The organism is Stieleria maiorica (assembly GCF_008035925.1).
In the GTDB taxonomy this organism is placed as follows: domain Bacteria; phylum Planctomycetota; class Planctomycetia; order Pirellulales; family Pirellulaceae; genus Stieleria; species Stieleria maiorica.
In genome coordinates this window covers 3,557,981-3,571,336 of record NZ_CP036264.1, presented here as the reverse complement: position 1 = coordinate 3,571,336, position 13,356 = coordinate 3,557,981, and the positions used below count along the sequence as shown (strand labels likewise).

Here is a 13,356-nt window from a genome sequence, read left to right as displayed (position 1 = left end):
GATGCACCATCACCTGACGCTGCGGCGAATCGTTCCGTTGCTGGTTGTCCTGGCCACTGCGGTGAGCGCGCAACCATCGAGCGGCCAAAGCTTGTTCGAGAGACGCAGTCACAATCAGATCGACCAGTACCGCGACTATGCGGCCCGCAACCGTGGGGACACGCTGTCGATCCTGATTGCCGAAAGCACGGACGTCGAAAACCGCGACGAACGGTCGATGGACAAGACGGGAAATTCCTCGTCCAGCCAAGGATTCGACTATGGCATCGGCGGCACGATCGGCAGCGGCAGCGGCAATGCCGCACTGGGCACCAACACCGCCAACCAACGCGCGTTCACCGGCGATGCGGAATTCCGCAGCGAACGACAGATCACCGACCGATTCAGCGTGATGGTGGTCGACGTGCTGCCCAACGGAAACCTGGTGGTCGAGGGCACGCGTAAGATTTCCGTCCAAGGCGATGAGCGTGATTTGAAACTGACGGGCATCGTCCGCCAGTACGACATCTTGCCCGGAAATACCGTTCCGTCGTATTTGGTGGCCGATTTGCGATTGACGCTCGATGCCGAGGGCGCCGAACAGTCGTTTACCAGCCAAGGCTGGTTGAGTCGCCGGTTCAATCGTTTCTGGCCTTTTTAACTCTCGCGGTCACTCGCCGATTCATGCAGATTTCTCAAACGCATTCACGACTCGCCTGCACCGCACTTTGCGTCGCCATGCTGTGGATCCACAGCGGCGGTGCGGTGGCGCATGCGCAGACGCTCCAGGACCCGCTGCCCCCGCCACCAACGTCGACCGCTCCGGTGCCCCCGACACTGCAGCCGCTCGCCCCGATGGGACAAGACCCCAGCGTCCGCATCAAAGACATTGCGTTCGTCGAGGGCGACCGCGTCAATCATGTTTCCGGCGAAGGGTTGGTGTTCGGTTTAAGCGGGACCGGTGGCAAGTCGCAACAAACGCGGCAAATGCTGACCAACTATTACCTGCGTCGCGGTGTTCGCGTCGGTCAAGTCGACACCAAAAACATTTCGGCGGTGATGGTTTCGGGGAAAATCCCCGCCTACGCGCGGCCCGGCGAGACGATTCTCGTGACCGTCTCGGTCGCCGACGACGCGTCCAGTTTGCGTGGCGGAACGCTGAATCAAACTGCACTGCGCGGCATCGACGACGAGATCTACGCGATCGCCCAAGGCGCGATCATCGGTGGCGGGATCTCGGCCGAAGGCGCCGCTGCCAACGTGCAAAAGAATCATCCGACCGTCGGGGTTTGCGAGGCGATCGTCGAGCGTGAGATTCCCTGCGGAACGATCGTTTCCAACGGCAGCATCAAGCTGATCCTGCGAAACAAGTCCTATGCCACGGCCACCGCGATCGGAAACGCGCTAAACCGGATCTTCCCCGGTCGCGCCCGTGCGCTCGACTCGGGCACCGTCCAGGTCTTCGTTCCGTCGACGTTCCGCAACAGCGTCACCGAATTCATTGCGACGATCGGCAATTTGCGTGTCGAACCGGATACGCCGGCGCGGGTCGTGATCAATCAAAAAACCGGATCGATCGTCTTGGGACACACCGTCAAGATCGCGCCGGTGTTGTTCGCCAGCGAAAACATCGTGATCGCGACGACCGAAACACCGGTCGCGTCCCAGCCCAACCCGCTGGCCGCCGGCGACACCGTCGTCTTGCCGCGGACGGGCATCGAACTGTTCGAATCCGGCGGACGCTACAACGTCTTGCCCGGCGGCATGACGGTCGGGGATCTGGCCACGGCGCTCAATTCCCTGGCCGTTTCACCGACCACGTTGATCAGCATCATGACAACGTTACGCAATCAAGGCGCCCTGAAAGCCGAATTGGTCATCGAGTAACTCGCACGAGGACAGATGCAATGGAATCGATCGGAAGCAACATCAGCGTCTCACTGCCCAGCCAGATCGCGGCGACGGCCAAAGGCGGCGATCCGTCAGCGGCCCAGGTTGAAGAACTGGGGACGGAATTCGAAAGCGTGTTTGTGTCGATGCTGATGAAAGAGCTGCGGAACTCGCTCGAAGACGGTCTGTTCGGGGGTGACGGCAGCGACTCTTTTGGCGGAATGTTCGACCTGTTTATCGGCCAACACCTCGCACAATCCAAAGCGATCGGGGTCAGCGATCTGCTGGTCCAACAGTATTCCAAAACACAAGCCGACGACGGACACGAGCAAACATCCGGCGTTTCGTTCTCGGCTTAATCACTTTCGGACATCTTTCACGGATGGTGAACCAACGATGAATCAACAAAAGGAACGGCTGGGCGTCCTCGTCGAGCGGCAACTGCGATTGGAATCCGGAGTGGTCGACGCGCTCGATGCGCTCAATAACGAAATGTCCGCATTATTGGACAATTCGGGGATCTACGGCCCGAACCCCGCTGACCTCAAAGAACTCTCGCCGCTGATCGAAACGCTGCAAAACCGTCAATCGGACAGCCGCAAGTCGCGTCAAGTCCTGCAGCGGTATGCCGGTACCGAAGCGATGGATGAAAGTGGTGCTTCGATCAAGTCGATTTTGAGCACACTGCCGAAGTCGGAATCGAAACGACTGGAATCCGACCGCCGCCGCATCCACGATCGGCTGAGTGCGGCGAGGCAAAAGCTGACGGCCAATCAAGTGGTCATTTTCTACTCCACCGAGTTTCATCGCCGTTATCTGCTTGGCGTGCTGCAGTGTGACGTCGACGAAGGTAATTACAAGGCCGATGGGCAGCCCTTCAAGCTGCCCCCGGAAAAGATCATCGGAAGGAACTGCTAACGATGCCCAACTTCTCAATCGGCCTGTCGGCCCTGCAGACCAGCCAGTTCGCCTTGGAAATGGTCTCCAACAACATTTCCAATGCCAATACGGACGGATACCACCGACGCAGTCTGACATTGCAAGCGACACACCCGGACATCGTCGGCGGATTTCGTGTCGGCACCGGTGTGACGATCTCGGGGATCAATCGGGTCCGTGATTCGGTCACCGAGGCGTCGTTGACCAGCGTGATCTCGGATTCCAGCGATGTCGAACAATTGTTGAACATCGAGCGAAAAATCGAATCGGCCCTGCTGACCGGAGACAACTCGATCGGCCGACAACTGGATGCGTTTTTTGCCGAATTCACCAATCTGTCGGCGTCCCCGAACGAACCCGCCCAACGATCCGCGCTGCTGGAAACCGGCAAGCAATTGACCGGCGGACTACGTGACGCGGCGCAGCAGTTGACCGAATTGAAAGGCAACATTCGGCTGCAGATCGAACACGAGATCGAATTGCTGAACGGCGATCTGGGGGAATTGCGCGATGTCAGTTTCCAAATCTTCAAATTCGAAGCTCAGGGAATCGAACACAATAACGAACTGGATCAACGCGATGCCGTGCTGAACCGGATCGCCGAGGTCGTCGGCATCCGGCGTAACGAACAACCCGGCGGGCAACTGCACCTGACCATCGGACATCATTCGATCGAGCAAGGCAGCCATCCGAGTTCGCTGTCGGTGATCGAATCGGGACAGCAATTAGAGATCTACCTGGACGACTCCGACAGGCCGCTGGCGATCGAAACCGGCCGACTGTCGGCGTTGGTCGAAGCCTACAACGAGATCATCCCGGCCTATGAAGAAAAGCTAGACCAGATCGCCGGGGAGTTGATTCAAAGTGTCAACCGCGTGCATTCGACGGGGATCGGCAGCGCCGGATCGTTCACCAACCTGGTCGGAAATGTCAGCGTTTCCCAAACCAACATTCCGCTCAACGAGGCGCTGCCCGACGCCGATTTGACGGCCGGTGAGTTGACGCTTTCGGTGACCGATGCCAACGGCGATCGACAGACGCACGTCATCACCATCGATCCCGACGTCGACACGCTGGAAGATGTCGCGGCACAGTTGAGCAGCATCCTGGGGATCACTTCGTCGATCCGGGCGGTCAGCAACCAATTCCAGATCACCACCGGTGCCGATGTGGAGTTTGACTTTGCCGGCGGCGTGGAAACCAATCCCGATCTGTCCCTGTTTACCGGCACCAGTGTTGCCAGCGTGTCCGGGACCTACACCGGAGAGGTCAACGAAGAACTGACCGTTCGAATCGAAGGGTCGGGCCAGGTCGGAAGCGCAGCAAACTTGTTCGCCAACGTGTATTCGTCCAGCGGGGCCTTGCTGTCCCGCGTGAATGTCGGCGACGGCTACGAAGCGGGGTCGCCGATCGAACTGGACGACGGCGTCTCCATCGCTTTCACCGCCGGCACGATGAATGATGCCGACGAGTTTTCGACGCGACTGACGGGAGAGCCCGACCAGACCGGTATCTTGGCCGCACTGGGAATCAATGCGTTTTTCAGCGGAACGGACGCGCATTCGATCGCGGTCGACCGCACCCTCGCGAGTCAGCCGGAGCGAATCGCAACGGGACGATCCGGTGAAGCCGCCGACACCAGCAATCTGTCCCGCTTCATCGCGATCGCCGACACCACGCTGATGCCTAGCAATCGGACGCTCGGCCAATTCGCCAGTGAAATGGGCACCGAGATCGGTTTCGAAATCAGTTCCAACACCTCGTTGAGCGCCAGTTTGACCACGTTCAAGTTGCGGTTGGAAACAGAACGCGATGCAATCTCCGGCGTCGACTTGAACGAAGAATTGGTCTACTTGCAGGAATACCAAAAGTCGTATGAGGCGGCCGTCCGAATCATTCAGGCGACCGATGAAATGCTCAGCGAATTGTTCAGAATCATAGGCTAAGATCGATGAATCCTCGAGTCACCTCCCAAACGTTTACACGAAACGCCATCCATTTCACGTCGCTGCATAGCAGTCGACTGTTGACGGCGCAAAAACAGATCACTTCGGGGATGCAGTTCGAACTGCCTTCGGAGGAACCGGTCGCATATCGACAAGTTCGTTCGTTGGAAACTCGCTACGTCGAATTGCAGGCCGACAAGAAGGTGATCAATCTGGCGACGTCGACGCTCAATGCCAGCGTCGCCCAGTTCCAGGATGTCAGCGATTTGATCACGCTGTCGAAAAACCTGGTGCAGCAGGGGATCCAAGCCTTGGATTCCGACGAGCGTGAGGCGTTGGCGATGGAAATCGACGCCTTGCTCGCCCAGGCTAAACAAATCGGGCTGGCCAAGTTCAACGAAAACTACCTGTACGGCGGCACGCGTTCCGATACGCCCCCATTCACGTTTGGGGAAACGCTGCGTGAAAACGGGATCATGGAAGTCACCTATCAAGGGTCGGGACATCGCAGTCAGACCCATATCGGTGACTCGATTTCGATCGACACCTACTACGACGGTTCGAAAATCTTCGGCGCCTCGGGACGCGAATCCACCGTACTGGTCGGAACGACGGGCGCCAAACATGGCGGCGGAACCGACACGCTGATCGGACGGGCCACGCTGCGTGTCCAGCACGACACGACGACCTACGCGGGAGGATCGGGGGTCGCAGCTGGAACCAGCTCGGCGGCACGGGATACGATTCTCGGTCCTTCCGGCGCCCACCAATTGACCATCGTGGACACCGCCGGTGACGGGTCCGCGGGCACCATCTCGCTCAACGGTGCCGATCCGGTTCCGTTTACAAATACCGACACAAATTTGCGGGTCGACGGTTTTGCCGGCCAAACGGTGTATCTGGATACGACCGCTATCGCGGCCGGTTTCAATGGCACCGTCAACATCACCTCGACCGGAACCCTCAGCGTCGACGACAACGCATCGACCATCCCGATCGACTTTACCACCAATCAAATCGTTTCCGATGTCGACAGCGGCAAATTTGTCACGATCGACTCGAGCAATATTCGTACGACCGGTGACGATTCCCTCGAGTTCCCGGGAACATCGAATCTGTTCCAGATTCTGCACGCCACCGCCGCGGACCTTCGCAACAGCCGCGAGCTAGGGTCGGCCGAATACTCCGCCGCACTCAATCGACGTTTGGACGAATTGGACCGCGCCGCCAGCAAGGTCTTCAGCGTGATGGGGGAGCAATCGAGCTCGCTGCAGACGATGCAAACGATGGAGTATCGCGTCGATGACTTGATGCTTTCGGTCGAATCAAACATCGGAGAAATCCAAGCCACCGACTTTCCCGACGCCGTGCTGAGGTTGGAGAATTCACAGACGCTGTTGCAGTACACGTATGCGGTGACGGCGAACCTGAATTCGCTGGGGCTGCTGGAATTCTTGCGATAAACATCAACACCCGCGAACCATCTCGCAACCCGAACATCGGATTGGAACGCAGCACGAGTAATCTAACGCTACTCAATTTGTGTATCTGACGACACGTTCGGAGTGTCGCCGTGTTCTCCGAACTCGGCGCGCGTCAAAGCGAAGCTTTTCCCCGAGCCGACCTCGGAGAGGACGGCGACTGTCCGACCCAATCGAAAACGGGCGTTCTCCCGTTAGGCGCCCGGCGGTTTGCGAAAACGCAGCAAGTAGTTCTCCTCGAACGCCGGGATCTGCACTTCATCGACAAATTCGAAACCGCCTTTTTCGATCTCGCCTCGAAACACGTCTTTGCCCGCTCGCACGTGACCGAGGATGAACTCCCGCGACTTTCCGGGAATTCGGTCGAAATCGATCACGATCAAGGATCCGCCCGGTTTGATCGCTTTAAAAATCGATTCGATCGTCGCGTACGGGTATTCGAAGTGATGGTAGGTATCGCAGATGAAAGCAACGTCGATCGACTTTGGTGGCAGGTTCACCGATCGGTCTGAACACAGCACTGCGGTCAGATTGTGCACCTGGTCTTGGCGTGCTTTGAAGTTGATGTGTTCGAGAAATCGCGGCGAGATGTCCACCGCGAATACCCAGCCATCGTTTCCGACCGCGTCGGCGAACAGTCGACTGTAAAACCCCGTTCCGGCTCCGATGTCCGCAACGCTGTCACCGGGCTTGATCCCGCACGCCTGCAGCACTTCCCGGCGGGCCGCATAGACCTCGCGACTCTCGATCTCGAATCGCGCCATCCATTCGCTGACGTCCAACTCGGGATCGACAAACTGGTCGTTGATCCCGGGTTTGACGCTCCGGCCAGCCGATCCGGTCGCATCCTGTGCAGACAGCGACGCAACGCAGATCAACAAAGCGCCCAATACCGCCCCGCAACGTTTTGCCGCGATCACGTCCGCGGCAATCCGAAACCACGCCTGAAAGCGCCATCGAATTGAGCCACGTCGATCTGCCTTGGAATCGTTATCGATCAAATCACTCATCGTTGGGATCACAATTGTTCAAAGGAGCGAACGATCCGCTGCGCGAGAGTCCGCTAGCAGGCATCACGTCTGACCTGAGGGAAAACCGTCGCGAATCAATAGCCAATTCAGGAGAAGCCAAAATAGCATCCGCGGATTCGTTTTGCACGCGGTTGTTTGAGGGTTACAGTTCAACGTGACTCGGATCTCCCCACGCGCAGGATACATGGCACGTTTGCACGGGAGTCTTCGAACACAAGGCAGACCGGATCATTCCAGACATTGGTTCCCAATTCATTCGACGAAGACCGCCGCATGATCGATTCGAATTCCCACCCGTTCAGCCACCGCCCCCTACGGGACAGCGCAGGCTCGATCTTCGCGTCGCCGAAGACTGCGATCGCCCAGGAAACGCCGGTCGAATGCCCTGACGGCGGTCTCAGTGTGCTGGTCGTGGAAGACAATGACGTCGATTTCATGCAAGTTGCAAAGAACTTGCGGTACGGCACACGGCGCATCGTCCTGTCCCACGCGACATCCCTGGGCGCGGCATTGCAGGAACTGGGCCTGCGACGATTCGACGTCATTCTGACCGATCTCAGCCTGCCCGATTCGAGCGGACTGGAAACCGTCAAACGCTTGCGAGCGCAGTGCGATGACGTCCCGATTTTGGTTTTGACGGGCTTGGACGATGAAACCGTGGAGAGGGAAATCCTTCAAGCCGGGGCGCAGGACTTTTTGCCCAAGGGGCTTGCAGGGAGCAGTTGGACTCGCAAAGCGATCGAGCATGCCGTCGAGCGTCAACACACCGTCAACGAGATGCATCGGGTCACCGAAGCACTTCAAACCAGCCACCGGTTGCTCCGCGAACAATCTGAGATGCGCAAGCAGGACAACCAAAAACTGGAACGATTGCATCAAACGGCGCACGAATTCCTCGCCAAAGCGTCGCACGACATCCGCAATCCCCTGACCGTCATCAAAGAACACATCTCGATCGTTCGCGAAGGTCTGGCAGGACGAATCAACTACGAACAAGCCGAGATGCTCGAAAAGGCTTTGATTCGAGCCGACGACGTCAACACCAAATTGGACGACTTGCTGGATTCGAGCAAACTGGATTCGGGGTTGCTGGACATCTGTCGCCAGCCATCCCACGTCGGCGAACTGATCGACTCGGTTCGCACGACGCTGGCCCAACGCGCCGCGATGCGAAACGTCGAACTTGAGATTCAAGCCGACGTCGATGTGCCGCTCGCGTACTGCGACGGGCAAAAGGTCTGCCGCGTTCTGATATGCCTGGCCGTCAACGCCATCAATGCCTGCCGGGATTCGGGCCACGTCCGCATCTGGGTTCGCCATGATGAATCGGAGCAACAGATCCGCATCGGAGTGACCGACGACGGCATCGGTATCGCCGCTGAGCAACGTGACCAGCTCGCCGCGCGGTTTGCCCGTCCCGGTCTGACGACCGATCCCGATGACAAGTTTCTTGGGCTCGGACTCTCGATTGCCGCACGGTTCTGCCGGCTGAATCTCGGGCGATTGCACATTGAATCTGAACCCGATTTGGGATCCATCTTTTGGTTCGGCCTCCCCGTCGCCGGAAGCGTCCAAATCTTTCCTCGCTGGCTGGAAATGCAGTCAGCCCCGATGAAATACGTGCAACTGATTTCGTTCCATCTGAACGAGTCCTGCACACCGGCCGAAAAACGCGACGGCGAGCTTTTGCTGACCTACCTGACTGAAAATGACGAACTGCTGATCCAGGCGTCGGATTCACAGTGGTGGCTGGCGACCAGTTCGATTTCTCGCAGCACCGATACGCGGCTCAAAAAGGCGACCGACGAAATCGCCCGATTGACCAAAGCACGCGCGGCCAATCCCGCACTGGACATCGGCATCCAACCGCGAGCGGTCTGGAGTCTGGAAACGCCGACCGCGGAAATCGATCAAGAGTACCAGCGTTTGGTACAACACGCGTGATCGCAAAAGAATGGATCGTCCGTATCCGCACTCGCTAACGGCGCCGCGCGGCCGCGGCAGGATGCCGCAAGCCATGAGGGTCGATTGATTTAGGCTTCGTCCCTCAACCCGTAGCGGAAGCCGCCAAGGCTTTCGACTCGCAGCAGTTCACACGGGAAGAAACGAAATTCTTGGCGAATTCCGCTACCGCAGAGGCCCCTTACTGGTTTAAGGGACGAAGCCTAGTCGTACCGCGGCGTGAGCAATGGACGCAGCAGATCCACTCGCTCACGCATCGGGTGAGTATTCACCTGCTCATTGCAACTATCAGACATTGCAACTATCAGATCACAAGCCGTTTCCGTTATCCGCCGCGATTCATCCGGAGCAGACGACTTCTTGGGGCACGATTTTGGCACGCAGGTCCAGGTCGGTGTACTGCAGCAGGGCGCGTTTCAACTGCTCCCAAGAAACCGGTTTGGTCAAAAACTCGCTCGCCCCGGCAGCCATCATCCGACGCTTCAACGAGGCATCACGCATGCCGGTGACCACGATCACCGGCACCGAATCGGTTGCGTTGGACTCCTTCAAACGACGCAGGATGTATTCGCCATTTCCGTCGGGCATCTGATAATCCAACAGAATCGCCGCGGGACGTCGCTGGAAGGCGCTGCGATAGCCGTCCATGCCGCGATAGGCCCTCACCAGTTGGACGCCGACGCTGAGCAGTCGTTTTTGCAGCCCGATGGAAAAGTCGGGGTCATCATCGATCGCCAACACCCACGGCGTCCCCGCGTCCTGCTCACGCTCTGCGGTCGATGAGGTTGGGTCATCCAACCATCCCCATTCCTGCAGCATCGACAACAGCGATTCTTGATCCCCTGGTTCGCTCGGCGGTGCGCCGTCACGCAACTCGGTTGGCGGCGTGGTGTCGTCCGTTGATTCCTGGGCGATCAGCTCTTTCAACATCGGCTCCAACCGCGTCCAGATCTGTTGGTCCTTTCTGACCAGCCGGGCCCCCATTTCCTGACAGCGTTGCTGGACTTTCTCGTTCGGGTCACCGGTCATCACGATCACCGAGGTCCGGCTGAGCCGCTCGTCGGTGGCCATCATTTCGGAAACACTGATGCCATTTCCCCCGGGCATGCGAACATCCAACAGGGCAATCTCCGGTGCACAGACATCGGCCGTTGATAAAGCATCCATCGCGTTGTCCGCCACGACCACGGCAAGGCCCAATTGCTGACAGCGCAGGCTCAGCAATTCCAACAGGTCTTGATCATCGTCGGCGATCAGGATTTGTTTCTCACTCATGATTGTTCTCCAGGGTCGGTTGATATGTCGGAGGATTCGTTGGTTTTTTGCATTAACGCGATACCCGGTCGACGCGACGCGGCGACTGCAGGCGGCGAAGGCCTGCACACCTAGACGGATGCCGATGTGGGCAGGACCGACGCGATGGCATCGATCAAATCGCTGCTGCGATAGGGTTTGGTCAGGAAATAGTGTGCCCCGGCATCGAGCGCCGTTTGTTGATCTTGCAGACTGGCCGACAGCATGATCACCGGGGGCGTGACCACGTCGGGGTCTTCGCGAAGACACTTCAGCACCGCCAACCCGTCCAGGTTCGGCATCTGGACATCCAGCAGCACCAGGTCGGGGTTCTGTGAGCGGATCAGTTCCAGGCCTTCGGTGCCGTCGTAAGCGACCGAGACGTCGAATCCCGCGTGGCGGAGCCGCATTTGCACGCCCAGAACGATCCCGCGGTCGTCATCGATCACCACAATCTTGGATTCATGCGACACAGTACTGCTCTTGATCGAGTTGTTGATTGACCATCTGGACGACGTCGCGTGGGTGCCGGGAAACGTCCCAGGTTCCCTCCACGTCGATTCGGAAATCCGGCAACGGGCCGCGGGGACGATTGCGATTGATTTGCTGTCGTTCCTTGTCCAGTCGCGCCAAGAACTCCTCCAACGCGATCTCCGGCACAGACACCAACAGCAGCCATTGCCGTTGGGGGAGCGGAAAGATCAAATCGTTTTGTCGAAGGATGTGAACCAGAAACCGCTCGACATCCAAAACCGCCGACTCACTTGCGTCTTCTTGTAACGTGGCACGGATGGCCGTGACACTTTGCGGACCGTCCGGCACTTCGGCCAGGCGATCGACGAATCGCCGCGTCACTTCACCGGGGCAATTCACCGGCAAAGTAAAACTGAACGTACTTCCCACCCCCTCGGTGCTTTCGACATCCATTTTGCCGAAATTGATTTCCACCAACTCCTGTGCGATATTTAATCCCAGTCCGAACCCTTTCGTGCTGTCACGCACCTCGGTTTTGACCTGTGCGAATCGATTGAAGATCTCACGCTGGCGGTCAATCGGGATTCCGACGCCGTTGTCCGTGACGGCGATCGACACATCCGTCTCACCGTGACGCCGGGCGGAGATGCAGACTTGACCGGGATTGCGAGTGAACTTGATCGCGTTGATGGCAAGATTGACGATCACGCGGCCGACCTTGGCTGAATCGCAAAACACGTCGGGCAAGTCGTCGTCGATCTGCAGTTCCAGACGAACATCGCGAACCATTGCTTTGCGTCGAATCGCCGGCAAGACGTGCTCAATGATTTCGGCCACCGTGCACTGGGAACGCGATGCCCCGAGCAGCCCCGATTCCAGCTTGCTGACATCAAGCATGTCGTCGACCATGTTGTTCAGATCACTGGCACGATCATCGATCACGCCCAGCAATTTGGCCTGTTCGTCACTGACCGGCCCGGCGATGCCATCTTCCAGCAGCGAGGCATATTCCATGATCACGGTCAGCGGTGTTCGAAACTCATGCGAGACGTTGTCGACAAACTTCTGCGCCGTCCGGCATGCCTTTTCGAGCTTTTTGTTCTTGGTCTGCAACAACAGATCTCGCTCACGGAGGGTCTGCAACAATTGGTCGTTGTTTCTCGCCATCGCGTGTCGTTGGATCGCATAGCGAATCGAGCGTTGCAGCAGTTCCGGATTGATGCGTCCCTTGACCAGGTAGTCTTGAGCCCCTTCGGCGATTGCCGCGAGCGACAGTTCGTCGTCGGCATGCCCGGTCAACACGATCAAGGGGTTTTGAGGACAGGCCTGGACCATGCTGACCACGGAATCCAGCCCCCGGCTATCGGGCAGCGACAGATCGGCGAGCACGACATCAAATAACGATTCATTGACCGCGGCAAGTGCATCGCCCAGACACGATGCACGGAGGATGCCACAATCCGGAAACGCCTTGTGCAGCGATCGCGTGATCGATTCACCGTCGACCAAATCGTCCTCGATCAACAAGATGCTCAGCTGCGTCTTCTGTTCTGCTATCACCATGGCACTCTCCCATGCTGCGGTTGGCTGTTAAAAAAAAGCGTCCCGCCGCCACGCCCCCGATTCGTGACGGTACGGCCGCATTTGACCGCTAGTGCGACGATGGATCGCGTTTTGAAAGGTCGACAAAGGCCCGCATTTCGCGGAGCAACACATCGAAATGGACCGGTTTGTTCAGGAAACAGTCTGCCCCCAAGGCCATCATTTCCGATCGCAGGTCGGGTGAACGCATGCCGGTAAGCACGATGACCGGAATCCGCCGCGTCGCCTGGTTGTTGCGTAGTGATTCCAGCACGAATCGCCCGTCGCCACTGGGCATCGAGACGTCCATCAAAATCAGATCGGGATGATCGGTGATCGCTTCCCAGAAACCTTGCGTCCCGAAATAGGCGACTTGGACCTCGGCCCGGTAGGTGCTGAGCCGCATTTCCAAGGTTCGGCAAATCTCCGGATCGTCGTCGATGCACAGAATTCGAGGCGTGTGTGCGATTGCCGACGGAGCAAGCAAATCCTTACCGACTTTGCTCTCGATCCGCTTGGACCGGTGTGCCTGCATGACCTGTTGTAGCGGACGTTTGCGAGTCTGTGGGGCTGGGGTGACCACGCTTGTCATTTCGGTTCTCCAGGTGGGTTGACGGGAGGGGGGATTGGAGAGCAATCGGAGCGCGCCCGCGTGGGTGAATCACCGGTGGCACAGGTTGGTGGGATGCCGGGGGGAGTGATCGGGACGCGCAATTGCCGCCTGATTAACAGGTAGATCGTGTCGCGGTCGGATGCGTGTTCGTTCAGCGGAGTTGGCTG

General features: G+C 58.2%; 12 protein-coding genes. 7 read left to right on the top strand and 5 right to left on the bottom strand.

Features of this window, described 5'->3' with window-relative positions:
- The first annotated feature begins 1 nt into the window (after window position 1).
- The 6 genes from Mal15_RS12305 to flgL are packed head-to-tail and all read left to right on the top strand — an operon-like array spanning window position 2 to window position 6,217.
- On the top strand, window positions 2–640 hold the full coding sequence (locus Mal15_RS12305) for a flagellar basal body L-ring protein FlgH (RefSeq protein ID WP_147868037.1): 639 nt from the start codon (window positions 2–4) through the stop codon (window positions 638–640).
- A gap of 23 nt (window positions 641–663) precedes the next feature.
- Entirely contained in the window at window positions 664–1,866 is a 1,203-nt protein-coding gene (gene flgI / locus Mal15_RS12300; protein WP_147868036.1) for a flagellar basal body P-ring protein FlgI, read from the top strand.
- A 20-nt stretch (window positions 1,867–1,886) separates the two neighbouring features.
- On the top strand, window positions 1,887–2,228 hold the full coding sequence (locus Mal15_RS12295) for a rod-binding protein (RefSeq protein WP_147868035.1): 342 nt from the start codon (window positions 1,887–1,889) through the stop codon (window positions 2,226–2,228).
- Window positions 2,229–2,265: 37 nt separating this feature from the next.
- Window positions 2,266–2,787 (top strand): hypothetical protein, encoded by a 522-nt coding sequence (locus tag Mal15_RS12290; protein ID WP_147868034.1) that lies wholly within the window; start codon window positions 2,266–2,268, stop codon window positions 2,785–2,787.
- A 2-nt stretch (window positions 2,788–2,789) separates the two neighbouring features.
- A complete protein-coding gene (gene flgK / locus Mal15_RS12285) occupies window positions 2,790–4,754 on the top strand; it encodes a flagellar hook-associated protein FlgK (protein ID WP_147868033.1) in 1,965 nt (654 codons plus the stop codon).
- A 5-nt stretch (window positions 4,755–4,759) separates the two neighbouring features.
- Window positions 4,760–6,217 carry a flagellar hook-associated protein FlgL gene (flgL, locus tag Mal15_RS12280; RefSeq protein ID WP_147868032.1) on the top strand — a complete coding sequence of 486 codons (1,458 nt, stop codon included), beginning with the start codon at window positions 4,760–4,762 and terminating at the stop codon, window positions 6,215–6,217.
- Window positions 6,218–6,429: 212 nt separating this feature from the next.
- On the opposite strand, the gene Mal15_RS12275 is transcribed toward flgL, so the two are convergent.
- Window positions 6,430–7,245 carry a class I SAM-dependent methyltransferase gene (locus Mal15_RS12275; RefSeq protein ID WP_147868031.1) on the bottom strand — a complete coding sequence of 272 codons (816 nt, stop codon included), beginning with the start codon at window positions 7,243–7,245 and terminating at the stop codon, window positions 6,430–6,432.
- Window positions 7,246–7,539: 294 nt separating this feature from the next.
- On the opposite strand from Mal15_RS12275, the gene Mal15_RS12270 reads away from it, so the two are divergent.
- Window positions 7,540–9,210, top strand: a complete 1,671-nt coding sequence (locus Mal15_RS12270) for an ATP-binding response regulator (RefSeq protein WP_147868030.1) — start codon at window positions 7,540–7,542, stop codon at window positions 9,208–9,210.
- A gap of 357 nt (window positions 9,211–9,567) precedes the next feature.
- Here the strand turns inward: Mal15_RS12270 and Mal15_RS12265 are convergent, their stop codons facing one another.
- The 4 genes from Mal15_RS12265 to Mal15_RS12250 all read right to left on the bottom strand — a co-directional run bounded on the left by Mal15_RS12265 (window position 9,568) and on the right by Mal15_RS12250 (window position 13,168).
- Complete coding sequence (locus Mal15_RS12265) at window positions 9,568–10,503, bottom strand: response regulator (protein ID WP_147868029.1); 936 nt, start codon at window positions 10,501–10,503, stop codon at window positions 9,568–9,570.
- 110 nt (window positions 10,504–10,613) lie between these two features.
- Window positions 10,614–10,994: a response regulator transcription factor gene (locus Mal15_RS12260; RefSeq protein WP_147868028.1), complete on the bottom strand. Its 381-nt coding sequence runs from the start codon at window positions 10,992–10,994 to the stop codon at window positions 10,614–10,616.
- Window positions 10,984–12,558: a hybrid sensor histidine kinase/response regulator gene (locus Mal15_RS12255; RefSeq protein WP_147868027.1), complete on the bottom strand. Its 1,575-nt coding sequence runs from the start codon at window positions 12,556–12,558 to the stop codon at window positions 10,984–10,986. Before Mal15_RS12255 ends, Mal15_RS12260 begins: the two co-directional genes overlap by 11 nt.
- An 88-nt stretch (window positions 12,559–12,646) precedes the next feature.
- Window positions 12,647–13,168, bottom strand: coding sequence for a response regulator (locus Mal15_RS12250; protein ID WP_147868026.1), 522 nt, complete (start codon window positions 13,166–13,168; stop codon window positions 12,647–12,649).
- Window positions 13,169–13,356 lie beyond the last annotated feature (188 nt).